At 73.4% G+C, this 25,403-nt stretch carries 17 protein-coding genes; 7 read left to right on the top strand and 10 right to left on the bottom strand.

The genetic code is table 11. From position 1 onward, the window contains the following. Positions 1-46: 46 nt before the first annotated feature. The 3 genes from NQZ70_RS15435 to NQZ70_RS15445 form a co-directional block, all read right to left on the bottom strand. Positions 47-1,003 (bottom strand): YheT family hydrolase, encoded by a 957-nt coding sequence (locus NQZ70_RS15435; RefSeq protein ID WP_129574887.1) that lies wholly within the window; start codon positions 1,001-1,003, stop codon positions 47-49. 50 nt (positions 1,004-1,053) lie between these two features. Beyond that, positions 1,054-2,826: an MXAN_6577-like cysteine-rich protein gene (locus NQZ70_RS15440; RefSeq protein WP_129574888.1), complete on the bottom strand. Its 1,773-nt coding sequence runs from the start codon at positions 2,824-2,826 to the stop codon at positions 1,054-1,056. 193 nt (positions 2,827-3,019) lie between these two features. Next, positions 3,020-4,159: a site-2 protease family protein gene (locus tag NQZ70_RS15445; protein ID WP_129574889.1), complete on the bottom strand. Its 1,140-nt coding sequence runs from the start codon at positions 4,157-4,159 to the stop codon at positions 3,020-3,022. Between the two features lie 446 nt (positions 4,160-4,605). Between NQZ70_RS15445 and NQZ70_RS15450 the strand changes: the two genes are divergently transcribed. Continuing rightward, positions 4,606-6,006 carry a POT family MFS transporter gene (locus NQZ70_RS15450; RefSeq protein WP_129574890.1) on the top strand — a complete coding sequence of 467 codons (1,401 nt, stop codon included), beginning with the start codon at positions 4,606-4,608 and terminating at the stop codon, positions 6,004-6,006. 43 nt (positions 6,007-6,049) lie between these two features. On the opposite strand, the gene NQZ70_RS15455 is transcribed toward NQZ70_RS15450, so the two are convergent. From NQZ70_RS15455 to NQZ70_RS15485, 7 genes are all read right to left on the bottom strand, one after another. Next, positions 6,050-7,456 (bottom strand): hemolysin family protein, encoded by a 1,407-nt coding sequence (locus NQZ70_RS15455; RefSeq protein ID WP_129574891.1) that lies wholly within the window; start codon positions 7,454-7,456, stop codon positions 6,050-6,052. Between the two features lie 150 nt (positions 7,457-7,606). After that, positions 7,607-8,674, bottom strand: a complete 1,068-nt coding sequence (locus tag NQZ70_RS15460) for a 3-deoxy-7-phosphoheptulonate synthase (RefSeq protein WP_129574892.1) — start codon at positions 8,672-8,674, stop codon at positions 7,607-7,609. A gap of 325 nt (positions 8,675-8,999) precedes the next feature. Beyond that, entirely contained in the window at positions 9,000-9,815 is an 816-nt protein-coding gene (locus NQZ70_RS15465) for a sigma-70 family RNA polymerase sigma factor (protein ID WP_129574893.1), read from the bottom strand. 387 nt (positions 9,816-10,202) lie between these two features. Continuing rightward, entirely contained in the window at positions 10,203-11,579 is a 1,377-nt protein-coding gene (locus NQZ70_RS15470) for an RNA polymerase sigma factor (RefSeq protein ID WP_129574894.1), read from the bottom strand. A 45-nt stretch (positions 11,580-11,624) separates the two neighbouring features. Further along, entirely contained in the window at positions 11,625-12,692 is a 1,068-nt protein-coding gene (locus tag NQZ70_RS15475; RefSeq protein WP_237245332.1) for a hypothetical protein, read from the bottom strand. Positions 12,693-12,778: 86 nt separating this feature from the next. Next, positions 12,779-13,294 (bottom strand): hypothetical protein, encoded by a 516-nt coding sequence (locus NQZ70_RS15480; protein WP_129574895.1) that lies wholly within the window; start codon positions 13,292-13,294, stop codon positions 12,779-12,781. Between the two features lie 581 nt (positions 13,295-13,875). Further along, entirely contained in the window at positions 13,876-14,934 is a 1,059-nt protein-coding gene (locus NQZ70_RS15485; protein WP_129574896.1) for a hypothetical protein, read from the bottom strand. Between the two features lie 424 nt (positions 14,935-15,358). Between NQZ70_RS15485 and NQZ70_RS15490 the strand changes: the two genes are divergently transcribed. The 6 genes from NQZ70_RS15490 (at position 15,359) to NQZ70_RS15515 (ending at position 25,244) form a co-directional block, all read left to right on the top strand. After that, positions 15,359-16,195: a hypothetical protein gene (locus NQZ70_RS15490; RefSeq protein WP_129574897.1), complete on the top strand. Its 837-nt coding sequence runs from the start codon at positions 15,359-15,361 to the stop codon at positions 16,193-16,195. Positions 16,196-16,422: 227 nt separating this feature from the next. Continuing rightward, a complete protein-coding gene (locus NQZ70_RS15495; RefSeq protein WP_129574898.1) occupies positions 16,423-19,506 on the top strand; it encodes a DEAD/DEAH box helicase in 3,084 nt (1,027 codons plus the stop codon). 144 nt (positions 19,507-19,650) lie between these two features. Continuing rightward, a complete protein-coding gene (locus NQZ70_RS15500) occupies positions 19,651-20,235 on the top strand; it encodes a hypothetical protein (RefSeq protein ID WP_165373974.1) in 585 nt (194 codons plus the stop codon). A 92-nt stretch (positions 20,236-20,327) separates the two neighbouring features. After that, a complete protein-coding gene (locus tag NQZ70_RS15505) occupies positions 20,328-21,932 on the top strand; it encodes an SDR family NAD(P)-dependent oxidoreductase (RefSeq protein WP_237245333.1) in 1,605 nt (534 codons plus the stop codon). A gap of 241 nt (positions 21,933-22,173) precedes the next feature. After that, on the top strand, positions 22,174-24,369 hold the full coding sequence (locus tag NQZ70_RS15510; RefSeq protein ID WP_129574900.1) for a cation:proton antiporter: 2,196 nt from the start codon (positions 22,174-22,176) through the stop codon (positions 24,367-24,369). Between the two features lie 5 nt (positions 24,370-24,374). Continuing rightward, the gene (locus tag NQZ70_RS15515; protein ID WP_129574901.1) at positions 24,375-25,244 is read left to right on the top strand and encodes a PTS sugar transporter subunit IIA; all 870 of its coding nucleotides are present in this window, start codon (positions 24,375-24,377) and stop codon (positions 25,242-25,244) included. Positions 25,245-25,403 lie beyond the last annotated feature (159 nt).

Here is a 25,403-nt window from a genome sequence, read left to right on the forward strand (position 1 = left end):
GGTCGCCGCGCGCGGCAGCGCGGCCTCCGGCGCGCGCGCCCGCGCGTCAGCGCCTCTGCAGCCAGTGGATGACCTGGGACTCGAGGCCCGGCGCGCCCCCGAACCCGAGGCTCAGCGTCTGCGGGAAGCCCACGTGCCCGCCGAGCCGGAGCCACTGGACGTCGAGCAGCGGCGAGCGCGGGTAGGCCTCGAGCGCCCTCCGCACCGTGTCGAGCGGCACCATGGGGTCGGCCTCCGTCGCGACGATCAGCGACGGAACGGCGAGGTCGCGGAGCCGCGGGGCGGCGCTCTCGCTCGAGTAATACGCCTCCGGGCTCGGATACCCGAACCGCGGCGTCATGATGCGCCGGTCCCATTCGCGGATCGTGCGGATCGCGAGCGCCTCCCGGACGGGCAGGGGCATGGGGCGGCGGGAGGCCACGGCGCTGTACATCTCCTTCAGCGCCGACAGCACGTGCCGGCGGTACATCCAGCGCTCCGGCCGATCGATCGCCGCGACGGACCGCTCGAGATCGAGCGGCGGGCAGACCGCGGCCACGGCGCGGACCCGCGGGTCGAGCGCGCCCGACGCGGCATAGCGGAGCGCGATGTGCCCGCCGAGCGAATAGCCGACGATGAGCACGCGCTCGTACCGGTCGAGCTCGGGGGACGCGATGGCGGCGTGCAGATCGGAGAACAGGCCGGCGTGGTAGAGATCGGCGCCGTCGCCCCCGGCGCCGCGCAGGTTGACGCGCAGGCACGAGAGCCCGGCGCGCTCGGCCTGCGCGGCGGCCTCGACCACGTAATGGCTCTCCAGCGTGCCGCCGAGGCCGTGGACCACGACGAGGATCGACGTCGCGCCCTCGCGGTGGCGCACGCGGCCGAGCAGCCGGACGGGCCCGGCCGGCGATTCGTCGACGTGCACCGAGAAGGGGGAGGAAGGGGGGAGCGGCGGCGCCCGGAGCTGGTGCTTCAGCCAGGGGGCGATCGTCCAGAAGTGGCCGTGGAGGAGGATGCGCCGCATCGACGCGCTCCTACCACGGCCAGCGCGCTCGTTCTATTTGGCGCCGCGGCTCACCGGCACGTGAACTCGGGGTCGCCGCTGCAGGAGTCCGCGCACTCGTCGCAGAAGGCGCACCGGAGGGCCGCAGTGTAGAGCGCGGAGCTGTCCGGATCGGCGGCGATGCAGGCGTCCTCGCAGTCGGCGTTTCTGTTGCACGTGCGGTAGCAGTCGATGAAGTTGATGCACGCATCTCTGCCGGTGCAGGCCTCGAGCTCGTCGCGGCAGTTGCCGTCGAACGCGCACCGGATGCACCCCGAGCTGCCGTCCCCGCACACGCCCGCGTCGTCGCAGACCGGCGGCGGGACCGCCCGCCGGACGGTGAGCCTGAACGCGCCATCGCTGGTGTCGCGGGTGCCGTCCACCACGACCACGACCGTCTGGCCCGCGGCGAGCGTCACGGTGACCTCCGACTGCTCGACCAGCGTGTCGTCGTTGCACGCGAGCTCCGCCCCCCGGCACGTGGCTTCGTGCACGTGGAGCACCGTGTCGAACGCGGACCCGTACGTATCGAAGACGTAGTCGCCGGCGACCGGCGCCGTGAACGAGTACCCCGCGTCGGGGCTGGCCGCGTTGCGGCAGGTCGGGCGCACGCTGTTGGGCCGGCCGACCGTGCTGCCGGTGATCGTCTGCGGCACGGCGCCGGTGAACGAGCCCGCCGGGCAGCTCGGCGCGCTCGCCCGCGTGATCTCCAGCTCGAACGTGCCCGCCTCGCCGTCCGCGCCGTCGACCACGACGTAGACGGTCTGGCCCGTGGCCAGGTCGGCCGTGATGGGCGCGCTCGGGTCGGCGCTGCAGGCGATCTCGGAGCAGCCCGTGGCGTCGAGGAGGGCGAGGACGACGTTGTACCCGGAGTTGCTGGCATCGAACGAGTAGACGCCCGCGGTCGCCGCGGTGAACGCGTAGATGCGCTCGCTCGAGCTCGCGGACACGCACGTGGGGGCGTACGAGTTCGGCAGCCCGACCGTCGTGTTGTTCGCGACCTGCGGCACGGCGGAGCCGAGGTCCTGGCCCGGGCTCACCGTGCACGCGCACATGCCGGCCTGGCAGACCTGCGCGTCGTTGCACGCGGTCCCGCAGCCGCCGCAGTTCGCGGCGTCGGTCTGGACGTCGACGCAGGTCTCGCCGCACGCCGTGAGCCCCGAGCCGCAGCCGTCCCTGCACGCGCCCGCCACGCACGTCTGCTCGTCGCCGCACGCGGTCCCGCAGCTGCCGCAGTGCGACTCGTCGTTGCGGAGGTTGACGCAGGCGCCGCCGCAGTCGGTGAGGCCCGCGGAGCACTCGTCCTGACAGGCGCCGTCCTCGCAGGACTGCCCCGCCTCGCACGCGGCGCCGCAGTCGCCGCAGTTCTCCGGGTCGGACGCGGTGTCGACGCACTCGCCGCCGCACTCGGTGCGCCCCTCGGCGCAGCCGCCGCCCTGACAGTCGCCGCCCCGGCACGTCTGCCCCTCCTCGCAGGCGGTGTTACAGCTGCCGCAGTGCGCCTCGTCGGTGTCGACGTCGACGCAGTTGCCGCCGCACAGCGTCTGCCCGGACTCGCACACCGCGACGCACGCGCCCGCGCTGCAGACCTGCCCGCTCGAGCACGCCGTGCCGCACGCGCCGCAGTGGCTGGTGTTCGAGCTCGTGTCGACGCAGATGCCGTCGCATTGCGTCGCCGGAGCGACGCACACGTTCGTGGAAGGACCGCCATCCGAGCACGACGCCACGGAGGCGAGCACCGCCGCGGCGAGCCAGAGCAGGGTGTACGTCGGCGCGAGCCTGAAGCGCGATTTGACCATTTCCATGAGCCTTCCCTCGGCAGAGATGCCGGCGACGGGGGTCGTAACGAAGAGCTACCGGGGAGGATACGCCGATGGCCTTCCGGGCTGTCAATGCTTGCAGCCCGATCCCGCGCGCGGATCGCGCCGCGTCGGCGCGGCGGCGGCCGGGAGGCCTGGTCAGGGCGTCACGGCGTCAGGGCGTCACGGCGTCACGGCGTCACGTCCATTGCGTGCGCGGCGCCGCCGGCGACGCGGCGCCGCCGGGCCGCGAGGCCGGGAGGAACTGCAGGAGCGCGAGCGCCTCGGCGATGTCCTCTTGGCTGATGAGGCCCAGGTACCTTTCACCGTCGTACACCGCGGCCACAGGGGCGCTCTTCTCGGACATGAGACGCATCACGTCGTCGAGCGAGCGCTCCGCGCTCACGCGGGGGACGTCGCGCCGCATGATCCCGGCGACGTACGCGCCGCTCGCGCCCTCGGCGAGCGCGCGGACCACGTCGCCCCGCGTCAAGGCGCCGATCGGCTGCCCGTCGAGCAGGACCGCGAAGTCGGTCTGGTAGGTCGTGAGGATGTGCTCGGCGGCGTCGCTCACGCGGTCGCAGGGCGACAGCGCGATGGCGCGGCGGTTGTAGGCGCGGCCGACGGGGACGACGCCGAGGATCGACCGCGCGCGCTCCGTGGTCCGCTCCTGCGTCGCGCCGAGGAACACGAGCACCGAGATGAAGGCGAGCACGAGGTGGCCCGAGAGCACGGCGAGGGCGAACAGGGCCACCGCGATGACCTGCCCGATCGCGGCCGCCGCGGAGGTCGCGCGCGCGGGGCCGATCGCCATCGAGAGGCCGGCCCGGAGCACGCGCCCGCCGTCGAGGGGCAGCGCCGGGATCATGTTGAAGACGGCGAGCGCCACGTTGGCGCCGAGGAGCCAGAGCAGCGCCGTCGGCAGCGAGGGGCTCGCCCCCGTCCCGAGCGAGGGGAGCTCCGAGAGCAGGCCGAGCGCGCCGGTCACGACCAGGAGGACGGCGGCGAGGACCACGTTCACGGCGGGGCCGGCGAGCGCGATGAGCAGCTCGTGGAGCGGCTTCTGCGGGCGGCCCGCGAACATCGCGACGCCGCCGATGGGCAGGAGCAGGATCTCGCGCACGGTGAGCCCGAAGCGCCTGGCCACCAGGCTGTGACCGAGCTCATGCAGGGCCACGCAGGCGAAGAGCGCCAGCATCAGCGCGGCGCCGAACAGCGCCCCCCGGGCGCCGTGGTGGCCGCTCCACTGGAGCGCTCCGAGGGCGACGATGAGCCCGAAGGTCGCGTGCACGTTGACGTCGATACCGGCGATCCTGGCGACCCTGAATGACCATCTCATGGTGTCTGGCTCCTGCTGGATGCGCGCGAGCGGCGCGTCACGGCGCGGGAGAAGCCGACGACCGCGCGCGCCTGGCGGTGCGGCCGGGTCGCTGGGTCATGAGATCTCTCGATGCCTGCTCGACGATCCTCGGGGCTTGCAAAGCAACGCGCGTACCGGATTTCACGGCGGCGGCAGGCCGGGCGAGCGGCGCGTTCCCGCGGCGCCTCGCCGCAGCGGGGCATTTCGCACCGGGCATTCGCGGCAGAGTGTTTGCGCGGGAACAAGGAAGGGAGCGCGCGCCCGGTCGAGGCGGGTGAGGAGCGGCGGCGCCGGCCGCGGGCGCCGCGGCGCGCTCGGAGCGGGAAGGAGGGGAGGCGAGGGGAGGTGAGGTGAGGGGCGAGGGGCGGATTGCCCGGGCGTGGGAGGCGGTCTAGGACGGCGAAGGCGCGAGCGAGGGCCCTGCCATGACGCAAACCGCTTCGAGCACGAATCGATTCCCTCCGCAGATCAAATACATCATCGGAAACGAGGGGGGCGAGCGCTTCAGCTTCTACGGCATGAAGAACATCCTGACGTTCTTCCTCATCAACTACATGCTGATCCACGAGCACGTGGCCAAGGCCAATTACCACCTGTTCGTGAGCGCCTGCTATTTCTTCCCGCTCCTCGGCGGCTTCCTGTCCGATCGCTTCCTCGGGAAGTACCGGACGATCCTCTGGCTCTCGCTCGTCTACTGCGCGGGGCACGCCTGCCTCGCGATCTTCGAGCGCAGCCCGAGCGGCTTCTACGCCGGGCTCGCGCTCATCGCCCTCGGCTCGGGCGGGATCAAGCCGTGTGTCTCGGCCCACGTCGGCGACCAGTTTTCCGAGGAGAACAAGCACCTCGTCAAGCACGTGTTCGCGCTCTTCTACTGGATCATCAACTTCGGATCGTTCTTCGCATCGGCCCTGATCCCGAAGACGCTCGAGTGGTTCGGGCCGAGGGTGGCGTTCGGGATCCCCGGCGCGCTCATGCTGATCGCGACGGTCGTGTTCTGGATGGGGCGCGACCAGTACGTGCACGTGCCGCCGACCGGCAAGAACCCGCACTCGTTCCTTCGCGTCCTCTGGGATGCCGTCCGGGGCGGGCGCGGCGCCGCGGAGGGCGGGCACTTCCTCGACGCGGCGCGCGGGAGGCACCCGGAGGGCGCCGTCGAGGGCGCCAAGGCCGTCCTGCGGGTGATGGCGATCTTCGCCCCGATCCCGGTGTTCTGGGCGCTGTTCGACCAGAAGGGGTCGACCTGGATCGTCCAGGCGACCCGCATGGATCTCGATGTGCTCGGCCACAAGCTCGCCCCATCGCAGCTCATGGCGCTGAACCCGCTCATGGTGATGCTGATCATCCCCTTCAACACGATGATCCTCTATCCCGCCCTGGAGCGGCGCGGGGTCCGCCTGACGGCGCTCGGCCGCATGACGGCGGGCATGACGATCGCCGGGCTCTCGTTCGTCGCGGTCGCCGCGATCGAGCTCGCGATGGGCTCGGGCGACCGCCTCAGCGTGCTCTGGCAGGCCGGGCCCTACCTGCTCATCACGCTCGCCGAGGTGCTGGTGTCGACCACCGGCCTCGAGTTCGCCTACTCCCAGGCGCCGCGCGAGATGAAGAGCACCATCATGAGCTTCTGGAACCTCACCGTGACGGTCGGCAACCTGATCACCGCCGGCGTCGCGGCGCTCAACGTGTTCACGGGCGCGATGCAGTACCTCTTCTTCGCGGCGCTCATCCTGCTCGCCGCCCTCGTCTTCGGCCTCCTCGCGCGGCGGTACGTGGTGATCGACCACTTCCAGCCGAGGCCCGCCGGCGCGCCGCCCGTCCCGGCGGCGTGACGCGCTCGGCCGGCGCCGCGCGCTCAACCCGCGCCGCGCGCCCTCACCCCGCGTCGCGCTGCTCCTCGTCCTCGCGCTCGGCCGGCTCCGGCGGGACGCGCACCCGCACTGTGCGGATCTGCCGGGGGCTCGCGTCGACGATCTGGAGCTCCGCCCCGGCCGGCGTCCGGAGGACGTCGCCCGGCGCGGGGATGCGCCGGGCGAGCCCCATGCAGAGGCCCCCGACCGTGGACCAGCGCGCGTCGTCCGGCAGCTCGATCTCGAGCTGCCGGCTGAGCTCGTGGACCGGCATGTCGCCGGGCACGAGCGCCGACCCGTCCGGCTCGCGCCGGATCGCCTCGGCGGAGTGCGCGTGCGCCTCGTTCTCGGCGAAGATCTCGCCGACGAGCTCCTCGACGAGGTCCTCCATCGTGACGATGCCGATCATGCCGCCCTGCTCGTCCACGACGATGGCGAGCTGGAGCCGCCGCCGCTTCATCTCGGCGAGGAGGTCGACGGCCGGCATCGACGCGACCACGAAGTAGGCCGGGCGCAGGACGCTCTCCAGCGAGAACGGCCCGTCGCCCCAGAGGAGCGCGAGCACCTCCGGCGTCGTGACGTAGCCGATCACGTTGTCGTTCGACCCCTCGTAGACCGGCATCCGCGTGTGGCCGTGCTCCAGCACGGCGCGCTGGACCTCCGCGGCGGTCGCCTCGCGCGGGAGCGCCACGACGCGGACGCGCGGGAGCATCACCTGGAGCGCGGTGAGCCCGGCGAAGTCCAGGGCGCGGGAGGCGATCTCGCCGGCGCGCCGGTCGACCGAGCCCGCCTCGGCGGCGTCGTCGACGATCTGCTGGATCTCCTCGGGCGAGATGCGCGCCTCGACGAAGTTCGTGCGGTCGCCGAAGAGCCTCAGCACCAGGTTCGAGCTCGCCGTGAGCAGCCAGACGAGCGGGCGGGCGAGCGAGGACAGGCCGCGGAGCGGCGGGCCGACGAGCAGCGCGTACCGCTCGGAGGAGCGGAGCGCGAGCGACTTCGGGACGAGCTCGCCGAGGACGAGCGAGAGGAAGGAGACGAGCGCGACCACCGCGGCGAGCGCGAGCTCGTCCGCGGCGTCCCCGATCCACGGCGCGGCGCGTAGCAAGGGCGCGAGGTCCTGCGCCAGCGTCGACCCGCCGAAGGCGCTCGCGGTGGCGCCGACGATGGTGATGCCGATCTGGACGGTGGCGAGGAAGCGCTCCGGGTTGCCCCGCAGGCGCTTCACCGCGCGCGCCCGGCGGCTCCCCGACTGCACGAGCTGATCGAGCCGCGTCTTGCGGACCGTCACGACCGCGATCTCGGCGCCCGCGAAGACGCCGTTCACGAGCACGAGCGCCAGGATGATGAGAATCTCCGATAAAATGATGGTCTCCTCCGAGGCGCTCCGGGGGCATAGCGCGTCGCCCCCTGGCGCGGCAGCGACGCGGAGCATGCACGGACAAGGCCGGCGAGCGATCGTCGCGCCGCGCCGACCGCGGCGCGCCGCGATCGGTGGTTGCGTCTACGGTGGAATTTTCTGGAAGGGCTGGCGTGCCGGGGCAGGCGCGCTGGGCGGCGGGTCACACCGCGCCGGGCGGCGAGGTCAGGCCGCCTTGCTGGCCCGCCGGTCGCGCACCGCCTGGGCGAGGAGCTCGAGGACCGGCACCGTGTCGTTCCAGCCGAGGCAGGCGTCGGTGATGCTCTGGCCGTAGATGGGGAGCTTGCCCGGCGTGAGGTCCTGCCGGCCGCCCACGAGGTGGCTCTCGATCATGACGCCGAGGATGTCGCGCGAGCCGGAGCGCAGCTGGTCGGCCAGGCTCTCGGCCACGATCCGCTGGCGCGCCGGGTCCTTCTGGCTGTTGCCGTGGCTGCAGTCGACCATCAGGCGGCGCGGCAGGCCCGCCTTGGTCAGGCGGTCGGCCGCCTCGCGGACGTGCTCGGCCGCGTAATTGGGCCCGCGCTGCGAGCCGCGCAGGATCACGTGGCAGGCCGAGTTGCCGCGCGTCGCCACGATCGCCGAGATGCCCTGCTTGGTGACGGACAGGAAATGGTGCGCCTCGCGGGCGGCCCGCACGGCGTCGACGGCGATCTGCACGTCGCCCTCGGTGCTGTTCTTGAAGCCGACGGGGCAGGAGAGCCCCGAGGCGAGCTCGCGGTGGATCTGGCTCTCGGTCGTGCGCGCGCCGATCGCGCCCCAGGAGATGAAATCCGCGATGAACTGCGGCGAGATCGTGTCCAGGAACTCGCTCGCGCTCGCGAGGCCGAGCTCGGCGATGTCGCGGAGCAGCCCGCGGGCGACGCGGAGCCCCTTGTTGATCGAGAAGCTCCCGTCGAGGTCGGGGTCGTTGATCAGCCCCTTCCAGCCGACCGTGGTGCGCGGCTTCTCGAAGTACACGCGCATGATCACGAGCAGGTCGTCGCTCAGCCGGTCGCGCGCCTCCCGGAGCCGCGCCGCGTACTCCAGCGCGGCCTTGGGGTCGTGGATGGAGCAGGGGCCCACGACCACGATGATCCGGTCGTCTTCGCCCGAGATCACGCGCTCGGCGGCCCGGCGCGTGAACGCCACCGTCTCTGAGGCGGCGGAGCTGACGGGGATCTCTTCGATAAGGATCGCGGGGGGGATCAAGGGCCTGAGCCCGGCAATACGAAGGTCGTCGGTCGAGTAGTACATCGTGAGGATGCCAGCATAGCGCGTCGCAGCGCGCTGCGATATGCCCCGGCTGCCCGGGCGTGAAACGAAGGCATTTTTTCTTCCGGATCGCCTTCCGGTCCGTTCCGATCGGTTCGGGGCGGCGCCGGCCAGGGCTGCCCGGGGATGGCCAGGGCTGCCCGGGGATGGCCAGGGATGGCCAGGGATGAACGATTCCGGTCGGCCTGAAGATTTGTCTCGCTGGTGCTTGCGCGCCGTCGAGGCGTAGGCGTCCCGAACGTCGGTCGCGGGACGGCGTGGGTGCTCGCGCGGGTGCATCCCTGGGCGCGCCGGCGGTCTCCACGGCTCACGCGCCCGCGGGCGCGTGAGCCTGCTCGGCGCCGGATCTGCGGGCGAGCGGGGCGCTGCTCGGGGGCGTGCGGCAGGGCGCCGCCGTCCGCTTCGCGCTCGCGCGGGCGGCCCGCGCCGCGGGCGCCGCCCGTCGTGAGGCGTTCGCCGGCCGCGGCGCGGGCCCTCGTTCGCCCGCGGCCTCCGCGGGCCGCGGCGCGGGCCCTCGTTCGCCCGCGGCCTCCGCGGGCCGCGGCGCGGGCTGCCCGCCGTGGCTCTCCGCGGTTCGCGGCGGCCGCGTTCGTTTGCGCTCGGCGCAGGGCTCCTCGATCAGCGCGCGCAGCGAGGCGATCGCGCGGGTGCGCCACTTGTACGCGGTCGACAGCGGGATCCCGTGCTGCTCGGCGATCGTCGCCATCGGCAGCCCCTCGATGTCGTGCTCGATGAGGATCCGCTGCTCCTCGGTCTGCAGCGACCCGAGCCGCGACAGGATGAGCGAGCGCGTCTGCTCCGCGTCGATCTGCTCCTCGGCGTTCGGGCGCTCGTCTGCGACGCGCCGCGGGGCCTGGCCGGACGAGAGCTCCTCGCGACGGTGGTGCGCCCGATCGCGGTAGTGCGCGGCCACGTGGACCGTGATCCGGTTGAGCCACCGCTCGGGCCGCGCGCGGAGCGGATCGTAGGTGGGGAAGCTCTGGTATCCGGCGAGGAAGACATCCTGAAGGATGTCGCTCCGGTCGCGGCGTGGGACCCCGAGCCGCTTCAGCCAGTTCCACACGGAGTCGTAGGTCTTCCCCCGAAAGAGCCGGACAAAGGCGCGCTGTCTATCCAGCGGCATCGATGGAGCGAGCGTGCGGTGCGGTTGTCCCATGCTCCCTTAATTAGGAGGACCCGATCCCCCATCTCACAAAAAAGCCATGGCCCTCTCGAAAATGATCTTCTGTGCGAGCGCGATCCCCCGACGCCCCAACCCAAAGCGCCACGGACGGGAGCGGTGCTCTCCCGCGGCGGAGACGGGCCCACCTCGGCGTTTTCGGTGCTCGGCGTGCGGGAGCATGCCTGTGCGCCGAAAACGCCGATCTGGGCCCGTCTCCTGTGCGGGAGAGCACCGCTCGGCGGCGCGGGGGCCAGAGAGGGGGGGGCGTGATGCGGAGGATGGGAATCGTAGAGGCGGTGGGGGAGATTCGGAGAATTCGCTCCCTGGCGGGCTTGGCGGCTTGGCGGGTCAATTCATGCTCGCCTGACCGACGTCGTGGAGCGAAGAGGGGAGGGGAGCGGCTGCCGCGCGGGCGCGGAGGGCGCGAAGCGCCGCGTTCCTCTCGGCGGTGAGGCGGCCCGACGGGAAACGCTGCCGGTGCTCGGCGAGACGGCTGTTCGCCTCCGCGTAGCGGCCCTTCGAGAGCGCCGTGATCGCGCCGTCGATGAGGGCGCGCTCCGCGGCGATCTCCTCGTCGTTCGACGCGGCGGCCCGCCGGCCGGCGGTCGCGGCGGCGCCGCCAGCCGGACGGAGCGCGGCCTTCCGGCCGGAGAGCGCCGCGCTGGCCGCTGGCGAGATCGCGGCGGCGGCGCCTGGGGCGACCGCGCTTCCGCGATCCCGCGAAGCGTCCGCCGCGGCAGCTGCGTGGGGCGGCGGCGCGGCGCCCGCGGGCGACGGCGGCGCTGCCGCCTGCGCCTGCGGCGCCGCGACGGCGGCCAGGGTCGGCGACGCGGCCTGCGGCGTGGGGGCCTGGGCCTGCGGCACCGCGACGGCGGCCAGGGCCGGCGCGGTCGAGGCGCGCGGATCGACGGCGGCCAGGGGCGAGGCGGCGCGCAGCGCGCCGATCGCGATCGTGATCGCGACCGCCGCGGCGACGCCGGCGGCCAGCGGGGCCGCGGCGCTGGCGGCGGCGTGGAGCGCGCCGGCGCGCGCGGCCGAGCGGCCGGCGAGCCGCCGCGGCGAGAACGCGCGGCCGATCCGCGCGAGCAGCGAGCGCCCGATCTCGCGATCGGCGCGCGCCTCCTGGACGAGAGCGCCGGCGCTGAAGGGGATGAACGCGAGCCCGCGGCCGCGCTGCCGCGCCTGCCAGCGGCGCATCGCCGCCTCGATGTCGACCCACGCGAGCCGGTGCCGGCTCCACGCGGTGCCGAGGGGGATCGAGAGCTGCTGCGCGATCTCGGCCATGTCGATCTCCTCGAGCTCGTGGGCGACGAACACGCAGCGGCGCTCCATCGGCAGCTCCTCGAGCAGCTGATCGAGCACGCCCCGCCGGTCCCGCGCGATGACGCGCTGCTCGGAGTCGGGGGTGGCGTCGGGCAGCTCCGCGAGATCGTCGAGCGACTTGAGCCGCTCGCGACGGCGGTGGGCCCGCCGGAAATGATTCGACGCCTGGTGGGTCGCGATCCCCATGAGCCACGACCGCACGCTGCCCCGGGTCGCGTCGAACCGCGGCAGCGCGCGGTAGGCGCCGGCGAGCACCTCCTGGGCGACGTCCTCGATGTCCTGCGCGCGCACCCCGAGGCGGGCGAGGTAGCGGGCGATGAACGAGAAGTGCTCGCCGGCGATGGCCGCCATGAAGGCGTGGGAAGGCTCCACGGACGTGCGCTTGCGTGACGGTGACCCCATGTCTTTTCCCCCTGGAGCGCGGCGACGTCGCCGCCGCGAAGCTGGTCAATGCGGCGCCCACGCCCCCCGAGCCACGGGAGCGCGCCGCGCGGGCGCCTCGCGCCGCGGATGCAGGTGGACGTCCACCCGGAGACCGACGAGCCCACCGGACGCGGGCGGAGCCCAGAGGACACCCGACGGCCCCTCGATGCGGAACTCGGTGAGACGGAGCACGAGATCGCCATAGAGCTGCACGCTGATCCGATCCGAGAACGGCATCTCGACGCCGGCGCGCGGCCCCGTGGCGAGCCAGAGCGACGGCGTATCGACGAGCTCGACGTTGGAGCCGGATTGCTCGACGACCCCGATCGACACGAAGGCACAGGCGAAGAGGCGACGGATCTGGGAGCACGGGATCGCGTTCGCCGCCGCCAGCCAGGTCGTGATGATGCCGCCTCTGTCGATCTGGACCGCGGCCGGCCATTGAAAGTGGCCCTCCAGGCCGAGCGAGAAGGACGGATAGCGGAGCGCGACGTGGAGCGCCGTCCCGGCGGTCGTGTCCGGCAGTATCCCGAACACCGCGGCGCCGGCGAGGCCGACGCTGATCCCGGGCCCCGAAGGCCGCGCCGGCGCCTCGGCCGCAGCCTCGGCCGGGGGCGCGGGCGCGGGGAGCGGGGCGGGCGCGGGCTGCACGTGGAGGCTCGGATCGAGCGCCACCCGGAGCGAGAGCGCCATGTTCATGACGAGCTCCGTGCAGTCGTCGTTGTAGGCGACCAGGTGCCGCGACCACGCGATGGAGCCCTCGGCGTCGTGGAGCTCCATCGCGGCGTGCACCTCCCGGCCCGGCCCGCGGAACACGAGCGCATTGGCCTGCAAAGCCGCCTCGGGCGCCACCGGGTCGTAGCCGAGCTGCCTGGCCATCTCCTCGCGCAAGAGCCCCTCGTCCGGACAGCGCTCGGTCCCAGGCGCGCGCCGGTACTCGAGCTGCACCGCGGCGCGAGGCGGCGCGGCGGCGGCGCGCCAGGGCGTGAGCAGGGCCGCGGCCGCCGCGGCGAGCCACGCCGGCGTCCGGCCCCACGGTCGCCCCGGCGTCGCCGCGCTGGTCCCGGTGTTTCTTGCTGAGATTGCTGACATGGTGCTCATCGCGGCGTGGTGACCGCTCGTTCAGGCCAGGTGTCGACGACGAATGCGCTCCGTCGAGGAGCGGCCGAGGGCCTCCGCTAGAAGGCGTCCACCGGGAGCGCGAGCCCCAGGCCGATCACCCCGGAGAGCGGCGGGACCCGCCATACCTCTTTGCCGTTCACCCAGAGCGATGGGCGGCTGTGGTTCGTGTGCAGCTCGACGAACCCGCGCAACGACAGCTGATCGGAGAACCGCCAGTCTCCGGCCGCCCGCAGGCCGATCGAGCTGATCCAGGCCTTGCGCGCCTGGATGGCCACGCCGGGATCGCTCGTGATCTGCAGCTCGCCGGCGTCGAAGACGGCGCACAGCGACAGGACCCCGCGATGGCCGCAGATGTCGAGCGTCGGCATCGCCAGGCTCGCGTGGACCAGGACGCCGTCCTCGAAGGTGTCCGCCAGCGAGGTGAGCATGCGCGCCTCGACGGCGATCGACAGGCTGGGCCAGCGGAACGTCGTGGCGAACGAGGCGCCCCCGGCGAGCGCGGGCAGGAAGCCCGTCGCCAGCAGCGGCGACGCGGAGAGCTCGCCGCGCAACATGTCGTCTCCCTCCTGCATCTCCCGTCGCGGCTCATCCGTCCCCCGTCGCGGCTCATCCGTCTCCTGTCGCGATTCAGACCGAGGCGTATCCGCGTGCACCGGGGTCGTTGCCGTGACGACAGCGACCATGACGGCGCAACCGGCGCGTGACATCGGCGTCCCGGCTAGGGCGGGATCTGTACCGCACCGCGCGGAGGGAACACCCCGACCCGAAGCACCCCGCTGCCTCTCATCCGGCCGCTACACCCCGACATGTGCCCCCCCTCCTCAAACGTCTCCGGCGCCCGTAGGACAGTGCACCTCTGCCGCGTGGCGGAGGCGGGCTCGACGTCACCACTCCCACGTCGTGATCCTGTAGATACCGACTTTGGAGCGCACGTAAAGGCTTTTGTGCGCGCGCCCGATCGCCTGCAACGCATTGTATTTTTGTTTTTGAATTTCTCCCTATCGAGGGATTTTTGTCGGGCCGGTCGAGCCCTGCACTGAGGATCTCCTCTCCGCGACATCGGCTCTGGTTGTGCCCGACCCCGGTTCAGGGAGAGCCTGGATCGCGCCCCGGGCGGTGCCGGCGCCGCCGCGTCGGCGAGGGCGCGCCGCCGTCACTCGTTCTCGCCCGGACGCTCGCCCGGACGCTCGTCCGGGCGTGTCTGGCAGCAAAACGTGGTCGCACCGGTGAGGGTGATCCCGCCTCGCAGCTCTCCGCCGCTCGGCTCGCAGCGGCCGGGATCGTTGACATGCCAGACCGCCTTCATGCTCTTGGGCTTCATCCCGGGCACCGGGTCGAGGCATGCCGGGTCCATGCCCGACGTCGTGCCGGTGGCGAGCAGCTCGCTGCACGCCTCGTCCTGGAAGGAGAGGAGCATCAGAGAGCACTCGCCGCCCGTGGGAGGGCCGCACTCGCAAGGCGTGCAGTGGCGATCGTCCACCATGCCGTCGTAGAGGACGACATCCTCCGGGTAGTCCGGCGGGCAGGTCACCTCGCCGCGCCCGAGGTGCATGATGCACTGCGCGAACACGTGCTCCTGCGGCCGGTCATCGACCGGAACGCACCTCTTCGGAGCCATGCAGGTATCTTCCGGGACGACGCCAGAGCAGGCTTTCCCGGAGCGATACCACCGCGAGACGATGAGCGGCACCGGGGGGGGCTCGACGCTGGGCTCGCACGGCGTCATCTCGGGCGCGCCGAGCAGCAGCGCCTTGCGATCGCTCGCCAGCGCCTGGCTGGGCACCACACAGGTGCCGCCCTGGATGTTCCGGGCGTCGTGCCGCGAGAGCTCGACGCCATCGCACCTCAGCGAGGCGGCCGTCCTGAGGCCGTCGGGCAGGGCGCACGCCGGCTCGCTGCACCGGCACGGGTCGCACGCGAAGGGGAAGTCAGGGGTCTCGTACCCCACGTACACCGTGCTCGGGGCGCTGGCAGGGCACTGCGGCTCATCCGTCGTCCTGCCCACCCAGAGCAACGCAGGGCCGTCGAAGCCCTCTGGAACCGGGTTGACACACTGGCCCGCGCACGTGCCGCATGCCTCGATGCACGCGTCGGGGTCGAGCTCCGTTTTGCAGTGTTCCGCGCACGTCTGGTACGTCCCACCGCCGAGCATCTCGCAGCCTCCGAGGCATGCGGCGAACAGCAGCGCAAGCGCGAGACCGGTCCTCTTCATGAGACCTCCTTTCGGGTAGAGCTCGCAGCCCCCGGCTTACTACAAATCCGGAGGACCCCGTCGAAAACGAGCCGCGCAATGCGAGGAATGGCGCTGCTGGACCCATTGCGGATCGAGCGGGCGAATTCTAACCGTTTGTGAAGGTGGGCAGTTTTTGCGCGCGGGGTGGCCAGCGCCAGCGCCGGCGCCGGCGCAGCGACGCACTTTGCGAAATGAAGACTCCTCTCCTCCCGTAAGCTCTCCGCGGCGGCGCGCAACCTCGCACAACCGCGCTCATCCACGTCGTTCGCCGTCGGGACGCGGGCCGCCTTACCTTCCGGTTCCCAGGCGGAGAGCCGCACACCCTCTGGTCGTCTTGCGCCCGAGCGCGGCCGCCGAAAGCCCTCGCGGAGCGCGCGCTTGCTGCGTTAGGCTCTGCGTCCTGATGAGTGGGGATCCACCCGATACCGAGCCTTCGCTGCATCCGACGGCGACCCATCCTCAGGAAGACATCGGCGGCCGGGGGGCGGCGTGCGGCGCGCCGGTCCCGTCCGCGACCGTCGAGCTCTCGTCCGGGCGACGCTACGAGATCGAGGCGGCCGTGGCGGGCGATCGGCTGATCGTCCGCGGGAAGGACGGCGAGATCGTCCTGCAGATGGAGATCACGGACGCCGGTCCGGTGCTGTCGTTCGCGGCGCCCGACGGCGAGCGCCCCGGCGCGCGGCGGGGCCCCCGGAGGGGAGAGTCGTCCGTGCCCCCGCGGCGCGCGGCCTCGCCGCCGCTGTCCGCGATCGTCCCCCTGTCGAGCGGGAAGGGCCAGCCCGCGGAGGGCGAGGCCGAGGAGCCCGTCGAGGTGCCGCGGGCCATGCCGCTGCCCTCGATCAAGCCCCCGCCCGAGACCGAGCTGATGGAGCTCGACGGCGGCAACGCGCGATCGGGGGTGACCCTCCGGCGCCCGCCCGGCGAGGCCGGCGCGGGCAGCGCCGCGACGGCGCCGGCGGGCGCCGCGGCCCCCGACCCGGCCGCCGGGCAGGACCCTCCCGGCAAGCGAGGCGCGCTGCCCTCGCTCAGCCTGCAGCAGTACGCGGCCCTCTGCGCCGAGTCGTCGGTCGGGGCGGCCTCGTCCTTCGATCGGGCGCTCCTGCGCCACGGCATCGCGGACCGGGACCTGTGGAAGGCGATCGATCGCAGCTGGCAGGACCGGCTCGAGCGCGAGCCGATCCTCACGCTGCGCTGGATGGAGCTCACGACGCGCTACCGCGAGCACCTGACACGCAGGTAGAGCTCGCCGGGTCAAGCCGCGCGCCGCGCGAATTCCTGCTACAGGAGCGCCCCGCGCTCGCCGGGCAAGCTCCTGGACTCTGGAAGGCGGGGCGGCGGAAAAAGGCGCCCGAGCCTCTTCCCGTCCTCTCCGTCTTCCTGTGAACATTCTCAAGAAGTGGCGTCGGCCCCCGGAGAGCGCGCGAGCGCGCGCCTCGCCAGGGCAGGTGGTCGGCGCCTGGAGTCGCTGTGCAGGGTCTTCTCGAAGCCATCCGAAAAGCCTGTCTTCCGGGCCTCTGGTCCCAGGGCGTGAAGCTCGCCCGCGAGGGCGCCGCCTTCGGCCGGGAGGACCGCGGCGACGCCGTCGTGGTCCGCGTCAAGGCCGCCGGCCAGCCGGTCGCGCCCACCGTCACCCTCTACCCCGCGGACGCCGAGTGGACGTGCGACTGCGGCGGCAGGGTCGATCCCTGCGCCCATGCCGTCGCGGCAGCCATCGCGCTCTCGCAACCGGCGGCGCAGGGGCAGCCGGCGCAGGGGCAGCCGGCCGCGCAGGGGCAGCCGGCGCAGGGGCAGCCGGCCGCGCAGGGCGGCGCCGCCACCGTGGCGGCCCCGGCGGCGCGGCTGCGCTACCGGCTCCGGCGCAAGGGCCTCGTGCTCGCGCTCGAGCGGATGATCGTCCACGCGAGCGGCGCCGAGGAGCCGCTCCGGAGCTCGCTCGCCAGCCTCGCCGGGCGCGGCGTCAGGGCCCCGGCGGGGGCCGAGCGGCCCGGACCGAGGCTGCCCGAGCTCTACCCGACGCACGAGGACCTCGCGATCGATCGGCTCGTGGGCACCAAGCAGCACGGCTACTTCCCCTCGGATCGCCAGCCCGAGCTCTTCGCCGCGCTCGCCGGCGTCGCCGACGTGGAGCTCGACGGCGCGCCCATCCGCGTCTCCAGCGAGGCGATCGGCCCCCGCGCGGCGGTGCGCGATCACGACGACGGCGTGGCGCTCGTCGTGGAGCGCGACCCGCGCGTCGACGAGGTGATCGCGTCGGGCGTGGTCCGGTGCGGCGGCACGCTGCACCTGCTCCGGGAGACGGACCTCACGGGCCCGAAGCTCGAGCGGCTGCCGCTCCGGCGGGTCTTCTCGCGGGGCGACCTCGGCAAGCTCGTGACCCAGGTCCTGCCCGAGCTGACCAAGCGCGTCCCGGTCACCGTCCAGAGCCAGCGCCTGCCCCGCGCGGGCGGCGCGTCCAAGCCGCGGATCCTCCTCGATCTCAGCCAGAAGGATCACACGCTCTCGGTCGTGCCCAGCCTCGTGTACGGCGATCCGCCGGAAGCGCGGATCGAGGGCGGCCGGCTCGTGCACCTGTCCGGCCCCGTGCCCGTCCGCGACGAGGCCGCGGAGCGCGAGCTGCTCATCCGGCTGCGCGACGAGCTGCACCTCATCCCGGGCCGCCGGGTCGACTTCGACGGCGCCGAGGCGATCCGCTTCGCCTCGCGCCTCGAGGCGTGGGACGCCCGCGCCTTCGCCGACGCGCGCGGCGAGCTCTTCGGCAAGGCCGAGCTGGTGCCGCGCTTCGTCATCGACGACCGCGCCTTCGACGTCGAGTTCGAGCTCTCGACCGGCCGCGAGGACGGGGAGGGCGAGGCGGGCGAGGGCGCCGGCGCGCCGCCGAGGCGCGCGGACGCCGCGGCCGTGATCCGGGCGTGGCAGGACGGCCTGCCGCTCGTGCCGCTCCTCGGCGGCGGGTGGGCGCCGCTGCCCGGGGCGTGGCTCGAGAAGTACGGCGCGCGCGTCGCCGACCTGCTCGCGGCGCGGCGCGACGACAAGGAGGTGCCGCCCGCGGCGCTCCCGGCGCTGGCCGCCCTGTGCGACGAGATCGAGTACCCGCGCCCGTCCGGCTTCGACAAGCTCATGCCGCTGCTCGACGGCTTCGCGTCGCTCCCGGAGGCGCCGCTGCCGGCCGACCTGACCGCGACGCTGCGCCCGTACCAGCGGCGCGGCGTCGACTGGCTGTCGTTCCTGCGCGACGCCGGGCTCGGGGCGGTGCTCGCCGACGACATGGGGCTCGGCAAGACGCTGCAGACGCTCTGCGCGGTGCGCGGCCGGACGCTCGTCGTGTGCCCGCGCAGCGTCGTCCACAACTGGGCCGACGAGATCCGGCGGTTCCGCCCCGGCCTCAGGTTCGCGATCTACCACGGCGCGCGGCGCGCGCTCGATCCCGCGGCCGACGTCACGCTGACGACCTACGCCGTGCTCCGCAACGACGTCGAGCTGCTCGCGGCGCAGGCGTGGGCCATCGTGGTGCTGGACGAGGCGCAGGCGATCAAGAACCCCGACAGCCAGGCGGCGCGCGCGGCGTTCGCGCTGCGCGCCGAGCTGCGCGTGGCGCTGAGCGGCACGCCGGTCGAGAACCGGCTCGACGAGCTCTGGAGCCTGCTCCACTTCACGAACCGCGGCCTGCTCGGCGGGCGCAGCGCCTTCCAGGAGCGCTACGGGCGGCCGATCGCCGAGGGCGCGGCCGGGGCGGCGGCGGAGCTGCGGCAGAAGATCCGCCCCTTCGTGCTGCGGCGGCTGAAGCGCGAGGTGGCGCCCGAGCTGCCGCCGCGCTCGGAGATGGTGCTCTACTGCGAGCTCGAGGAGGCCGAGCGCGAGCTCTACGAGGCGGTGCGCGCGACGACGCGCAAGGACGTCGTGGAGCGGCTCGCGCAGGGGGCGAGCGTCATGGCGGCGCTGGAGGCGCTGCTCCGCCTGCGCCAGGCCGCCTGCCACCCGGCGCTGATCCCGGGGTCGGGCGCCGGCCCCGCGGAGGCGGGCGCGGCGCCCGCGGCGCGGAGCGCGCCTTCGTCCAAGGTGATGCGGCTGCTCGCGGCGCTGGAGGAGTGCGTGGCGGACGGCCACAAGGCGCTCGTCTTCTCGCAGTGGACCTCGCTGCTCGACCTCGTCGAGCCGCACCTCACCGAGGCGGGGATCCCGTGGAGCCGCCTCGACGGGGCGACGCGCGACCGCGCCGGCGTGGTCAACGCGTTCCAGTCGCCGGGCGGCCCGCCGGTGATGCTCATCTCGCTCAAGGCGGGCGGCACCGGCCTGAACCTGACCGCGGCGGATCACGTCTTCCTGCTCGATCCCTGGTGGAACCCGGCGGTCGAGGACCAGGCGGCGGACCGGGCCCACCGCATCGGGCAGCACCGCCCGGTGCTGGTCCACCGGCTCGTCGCGAAGGACACGGTGGAGGAGGGGATCCTCGCCCTGCAGGAGCGGAAGCGCGCGATCGCGGGCGCCGCGCTGGGCGAGGCGGACCGGGCGGTCGCGCTGACCCGGGAGGACCTGCTCGCGCTGCTGGGGTAGCGCGAGGCGAGAGCGGGACGGGCGCGCCTCGCCGCGGCCCGTCACGCGCCCGGCACTCGGCGCGGCCGGCTTGCGTGCGCGCGTCGACGCCGAGCCGGCGCCGCGCCGGCTTGCGGGTGTTGGATCGCCATGGGATGAGCGGGCATGCCGCGAAGAGCCATCCTCCCCCTCGCCGTGCTGCTCACGTCGCTCGCTGCGTGCACCGGCAACAGCCCGCGAGAGCCGTCGCCCGAGCCGCCGTCGCCGGCCTCGTCGCCTGCGGCGCCCTCGGAGCGGCCGACCACCGCGGCGCCGACGGCGCAGGAGCCGACCGCGCAGGCGCCGGCGACCGCGGCGCCGACGGCGCAGGAGCCCACGGCGCAGGCGCAGCCCACGGCGGCGCCGACCGCGGGCCCTGGGCCCGGCGACGACCCGCTGCTCGGCACGTGGAGGTCCGCGGCGTGCGGCTCCCGCAAATACGAGCGCGTGCTCTCCTTCGCGAAGGGCGGCAGCTTCACCGCGGAGGATCGCGTCTCGCCCTGTCCGCCGAAGGCGGCGTGCATCTGGTCGGGCATCATCCAGCGCCAGGGGGCGTTCAAGCGCGCGGGCAACAGCCTCTCCCTCTCGGTCGCCGAGGCGTCGAAGGGGCCGGGCGGCCAGCCGTTCCCGACCGCGCTCGCCCTCGACGCCGCGACCGGCGCTCCCGTCGAGACCGGCGACGGCGGCAAGCCCTGCCCGTACCAGCGCTGATCCGCCGCGCTCCCGCCGGCGCGATCCGCCGCGGCCGCTCGGCCGCCGCCGGTTCGCGCCCGCGCGCCCGCGTGCTATGCACCGCCGCTTCGATGAGCTCCGAGAGCGACGCCGCCGGCGCAGGCCGGCCGTTCACCGCCGCCGATCTCGACGCCTGCCTGCGGGTGCTCGAGTCCCTGGTCGACGACCGCGCGCAGCTCGCCTCGATCGGCGTCGAGGATCGCCGCCGGCTCCTCCTCGCCGCCGGCCGCGTCTCGCGCCCGGAGCGCGCCGAGCAGCGAGAGCTCGCCAGGGCGTTCCGCAAGGGCGATCGGCGCGCTCGGAGGTCCGCCGACACCGCGCTCCTCGACGCGGTCGGCATCCGCGCCGCCCGCCGCGAGCCCGTGTTCCGTACGCCGGACGCCCCCGCGCTGGCCGCGTCCGCCGTCTCCGCCCCCCTGCTCGCGCCGTCGGCGCCGCCGCCCGCGGAGGATCCCGCGCCGCCCCCCGCGGACGATCCCGCGCCGCCGGGCGAGCCCGGCGGGCCGGAGCTCGCGAAGCCGCGCAAGTGCTACGTCTGCAAGGCCGAGTTCCGCAAGGTGCACTTCTTCTACGATTCGATGTGCGGCCCCTGCGGCGACTTCAACTACCGCAAGCGCAGCCAGACCGCGCCGCTCGACGGCCGCGTCGCGCTGGTCACCGGCGCCCGCGTGAAGATCGGCTATCAGGCGGCGATCATGCTGCTCCGCGCCGGCGCGCGGGTGATCGTCACGACCCGCTTCCCGCACGACGCCGCCCGCCGCTTCTCGTCCGAGCGCGACTTCGACGTCTGGGCCTCTCGGCTCGAGATCTACGGCCTCGATCTCCGCCACACGCCGAGCGTCGAGCGCTTCACGCGGCACCTCCTCCTCACGCGCGACCGGCTCGACTTCATCATCAACAACGCCTGCCAGACCGTGCGGCGCCCGCCGGGCTTCTACGCGCACCTCATCGAAGGCGAGACCGCGCCGGTCCACGCCCTCCCGGAGGCCGCCCGGCCGCTGCTCCAGGCCTACGACGGCCTCCGCGCGCGCGGCGAGCTCCCCCTCGTCGCCGGCGGCGACCCCGCCGCCGGCCTCCGCGAGCCGGCGCTGCTCTCCCAGGTCCCCGCCCCGGGCGACGAGCCCCTCGACGACGTGCTCTTCCCCAGAGGGCGTTACGACGCGGACCTCCAGCAGGTCGACCTCCGGACGATGAACAGCTGGCGGCTGACCCTCGCCGAGGTCCCGACCGTCGAGCTGCTCGAGGTCCAGCTCGTGAACGCGGTCGCCCCGTTCGTGCTGAACTCCCGGCTGAAGCCGCTCATGCTGCGACAGCCGACGTTCGACAGGCACATCGTCAACGTCTCGGCGATGGAGGGGCAGTTCTACCGCCGCTACAAGACGGACAGGCACCCTCACACGAACATGGCCAAGGCCGCGCTCAACATGATGACGCGCACCTCCGCGCCCGACTACGCGAAGGACGGCATCTTCATGAACAGCGTCGATACCGGGTGGGTGACGGACGAGGACCCCGCGGCGCTCGCGGCCCGCAAGCTGGAGGAGCACGGCTTCCACCCGCCGCTCGACATCGTCGACGGCGCCGCCCGCATCTGCGACCCCATCTTCTCCGGGCTCCTGAGCGGCCAGCACGTCTACGGCCAGTTCCTCAAAGACTACATGCCGACCGACTGGTAGGCGCCGCCGCGCGCGGGGGCGCCCGGAATCCAGCGAGCTCAGCAGCGGCTGCCGACGGGGCGGAGCGTTCCCCGGCGACGGGACAGTCCCGCGCTCTCACGGTGTCACGCGCCTCCACCGATCGCGCCGCCGCCGATACGCCGTAGCGAGCTCTGCTTTGACGCGACGCATCCTTTTATTGACAGTCGAGGCGGCTCGCTGATAAGCGATAACTTAACACTTACCAGGAGGGAGCGCTCCCATGGAGATCCTGATCCACAACCCGCTGAGCCGCTTCCTCATCCAGGCGTTCCTGATCATCGCCTGCGCGCGGCTCGTGGGCATGGTCGCCCGCAGGCTGGAGCAGCCGATGGTCATCGCCGAGGTCACGGCGGGCATCCTGCTCGGCCCGTCGCTGTTCGGCTGGCTCTTCCCCGACGCGTCGGCGGTGCTGTTCGCCCAGGAGTCGCTGCCGCTCCTGAAGCTGGTGAGCGAGGTCGGCCTCATCGTCTTCATGTTCCTCATCGGGCTGGAGCTCGATCCGAAGCTCCTGCGCGGGCGCGGCCACGCCTCGGTCATCATCAGCCACACGAGCATCGTCGCGCCGTTCGCGCTGGGCGGCCTCCTCGCGCTGTACCTGTACCCCCGGCTCTCCCAGAGCTCCGTGCCGTTCATGTCGTTCACGCTGTTCATGGGCGTGGCCATGAGCATCACGGCCTTCCCGGTGCTCGCGCGCATCCTCACCGAGCGGCGCCTGCTGGGCACGAAGGTCGGCGCCCTCACGATCACGTGCGCCGCCGTCGACGACGTCACCGCCTGGTGCATCCTCGCGTTCGTCGTCTCGACCGCGCGCGCCACCGGGCTCGTGGGCGCCGTCTGGACCACCGTCTTCGCCGTCGCCTACATCGCCGGCATGATGTTCGTGGTCCGCCCCTTCCTGGCCCGGCTCGGCGAGCGCGGCTCCAGCAAGGAAGGGCTCTCGCAGGACCTCGTCGCCGTCACGCTCCTCCTGCTCATCGTCTCGAGCTGGACGACCGAGATGATCGGCATCCATCCGCTGTTCGGGGCCTTCATGCTCGGCGCGATCATGCCGAAGGGCACCGGCTTCGCGCACAGCCTGGCCGAGAAGCTCGAGGACTTCGCCGTCGTCTTCCTGCTCCCGCTCTTCTTCGCCTACAGCGGCCTGCGCACGCAGATCGGCCTGCTCAACTCGGCCGACGCCTGGATCATGTGCGGCCTCATCATCGTGGTCGCCTGCGCCGGCAAGTTCGGCGGCAGCGCCGTGGCCGCCCGCCTCACCGGCCAGCGCTGGCGGGAGGCCAGCGCGCTCGGCATCCTCATGAACACCCGCGGCCTGATGGAGCTCATCGTCCTGAACCTCGGGCTCGATCTGGGGATCATCTCGCCCACGCTGTTCACGATGATGGTGCTCATGGCGCTGGTCACCACCTTCATGACCACGCCGCTCCTGCGCTGGATCTACCCGCCGGAGGAGCTCGCGAAGGAGCTCGCCGACGTCCCCGAGCGCACGCCCCTGCCCGTCGCGGCGGACGTGTTCACCGTGCTCATGTGCGTCTCCTACGAGCGCTCCGGCCCCGGCATGGTGACGCTCGCGAGCGCGCTCGCCGGCCACGGCCCCGAGGCGAGGCGCCTCTACGCCCTGCGCCTCATCCCGCCGACCGATCGCGGCTCGTTCTACCTCGACCAGGAGCCCGAGCGGCAGGGCGCGGCCGCGCTCGCGCCGCTCCTCGCGCGGGCCAAGGAGCTCGGCGCCGAGGTCCGGCCGCTCTCCTTCGTGTCGCCCAAGCCGAGCCACGACATCTGCAACGTCGCCGACGTGAAGCAGGCCGACCTCGTGCTGGTCGGCTGGCACAAGCCGCTGCTCAGCCAGACCGTGCTCGGCGGCACCGTCTACGAGGTCATGCGCGGCGCCCGCACCGACGTCGGCGTGCTCATCGATCGCGGGCTCACCGCGGTCCGCAAGCTGCTCGTGCCGTTCCACGGCACGGCGCACGACAAGGCGGCGCTCGCGCTCGCCCGCAGGCTCGCGCAGCAGGTCGGCGCTGACGTCACCATCCTCCACGTGGTCAAGCCGAAGCGCGGGTCCGGCGACGCGCTCGGCGCGCAGGAGGCGGTCGACGAGGTGTTCGAGGGCGAGGAGGGCGGCGCGCTGCGCATGGCCAAGGTGGTGCTCAAGGTGGTCGAGCACGACTCCCCCGCGGACGCGGCCCTCGAGGAGTCGAAGCGCGGCTACGATCTCGTCCTCGTCGGCGTCGGGCCCGAGTGGGGCCTCGCGCAGCGCCGCTTCGGCATCCGCGCCGAGGACGTCATCCAGGGGTGCCCGACCTCGCTGCTCGTCGTGCGCAGCTACGAGCCCGCCGCCGCCCGCGCCCCGGCCCCGGCGCCGTCCGCGCCGATCCTCTCGACCGCCCTCGCGGCCGAGCCCGATCGCTCCTGAGCCCCATGCCCGCCACCTCCGACGCCGAGAGCGCCTCGCGGGCGCGGGCGCTCGCCGAGTTCGGGGCCGCGCTGCGGCTCCTCCGCGTCGAGGCGGGGCTCAGCCTGCGCGCCCTCGCGCACCGGATCGGCGTCTCCAGCGCCTACCTGAGCCGCGTCGAGCACGGGCACGACGCCATCCCCACGCCCGACCGGCTCACCGCGATCGCGAGCGCGCTCGATCTGCCGCCGGCGGTGCTCCTCGAGCTCGGCCACCAGGTCGAGCCGCTCGTCTCGCGCTACCTCGAGCGCGTCCCGGCGGCGAACGCGCTCTTCGTCGAGCTCGCGCGCCGCAACCTGAGCGGCCCGCAGCTCGCGCGGATCAAGGCGTTCATCGACGCCGAGTTCCCGGTGAGCGCGCCGTTCGGCGTCTCGTCCGCGCGGCGGCTCAGCGGGCTGCTCACGCCCGAGCGCATCGTGCTGCACCTCTCGTGCGCGCACATCGAGGACGTCATCGACGTCGCGGCGTCCCGGCTCGCGCCCCCCGGCGGCGCGCTGGCCGCGAGCGCGCTCGCCCAGGAAATCCTGCGGCGCGAGCGCGAGTCCTCCACCGCGCTCGGCAACGGCGTCGCGGTCCCGCACGCGATCGTCCCCGGCGCCTGCCCCGCGGCCGTGCTCGCGACGCTGGCCGAGCCGCTCGCGGTGCCGACGCCGGGCGGCGCCCCGCTCCGGCTGTTCGTCGTCCTCGTCTGCGGCGAGGGCGGCCGCGCGCACCTCGAGCTGCTCGCCCAGGTCGCCCGGCTCGCCAGCCACAACGCCGCCGACGCGCTGTGCGCCGCGCGCGACCCCGAGCAGCTCATCGAGCAGCTCTCGCAGATCGAGGCCGGCTGCGGGTGACGGTGGTCCTGGCGGTCCATCTCCCGCGCAGCAAGCGCCCGCGCAGCATCGATCGGGTCGCCCGGCGCCTCGATCCGCGCGGGCATGCCGAGCAGATCCCAGAGGCACCCCACCGCGCAGCGGCGGTGAGACGTATGTGAGACGTATACTGAACGCCCG

It is taken from the genome of Sorangium sp. So ce836, assembly GCF_028553905.1.
In the GTDB taxonomy this organism is placed as follows: Bacteria; Myxococcota_A; Polyangia; order Polyangiales; family Polyangiaceae; genus Sorangium; species Sorangium cellulosum_D.

Bases quoted from the DNA above. Each gene is read 5' to 3' on its own strand.
- NQZ70_RS15465 (WP_129574893.1), bottom strand. From the start codon at position 9,815: ATGCCGCTGGATAGACAGCGCGCCTTTGTCCGGCTCTTTCGGGGGAAG.
- NQZ70_RS15515 (WP_129574901.1), top strand. From the start codon at position 24,375: ATGCCCGCCACCTCCGACGCCGAGAGCGCCTCGCGGGCGCGGGCGCTC.
- NQZ70_RS15445 (WP_129574889.1), bottom strand. From the start codon at position 4,159: ATGAGATGGTCATTCAGGGTCGCCAGGATCGCCGGTATCGACGTCAAC.
- NQZ70_RS15435 (WP_129574887.1), bottom strand. From the start codon at position 1,003: ATGCGGCGCATCCTCCTCCACGGCCACTTCTGGACGATCGCCCCCTGG.
- NQZ70_RS15460 (WP_129574892.1), bottom strand. From the start codon at position 8,674: ATGTACTACTCGACCGACGACCTTCGTATTGCCGGGCTCAGGCCCTTG.
- NQZ70_RS15470 (WP_129574894.1), bottom strand. From the start codon at position 11,579: ATGGGGTCACCGTCACGCAAGCGCACGTCCGTGGAGCCTTCCCACGCC.
- NQZ70_RS15485 (WP_129574896.1), bottom strand. From the start codon at position 14,934: ATGAAGAGGACCGGTCTCGCGCTTGCGCTGCTGTTCGCCGCATGCCTC.
- NQZ70_RS15490 (WP_129574897.1), top strand. From the start codon at position 15,359: ATGAGTGGGGATCCACCCGATACCGAGCCTTCGCTGCATCCGACGGCG.
- NQZ70_RS15440 (WP_129574888.1), bottom strand. From the start codon at position 2,826: ATGGAAATGGTCAAATCGCGCTTCAGGCTCGCGCCGACGTACACCCTG.
- NQZ70_RS15510 (WP_129574900.1), top strand. From the start codon at position 22,174: ATGGAGATCCTGATCCACAACCCGCTGAGCCGCTTCCTCATCCAGGCG.
- NQZ70_RS15475 (WP_237245332.1), bottom strand. From the start codon at position 12,692: ATGTCAGCAATCTCAGCAAGAAACACCGGGACCAGCGCGGCGACGCCG.
- NQZ70_RS15455 (WP_129574891.1), bottom strand. From the start codon at position 7,456: ATGCTCCGCGTCGCTGCCGCGCCAGGGGGCGACGCGCTATGCCCCCGG.
- NQZ70_RS15500 (WP_165373974.1), top strand. From the start codon at position 19,651: ATGCCGCGAAGAGCCATCCTCCCCCTCGCCGTGCTGCTCACGTCGCTC.
- NQZ70_RS15505 (WP_237245333.1), top strand. From the start codon at position 20,328: ATGAGCTCCGAGAGCGACGCCGCCGGCGCAGGCCGGCCGTTCACCGCC.
- NQZ70_RS15480 (WP_129574895.1), bottom strand. From the start codon at position 13,294: ATGCAGGAGGGAGACGACATGTTGCGCGGCGAGCTCTCCGCGTCGCCG.
- NQZ70_RS15450 (WP_129574890.1), top strand. From the start codon at position 4,606: ATGACGCAAACCGCTTCGAGCACGAATCGATTCCCTCCGCAGATCAAA.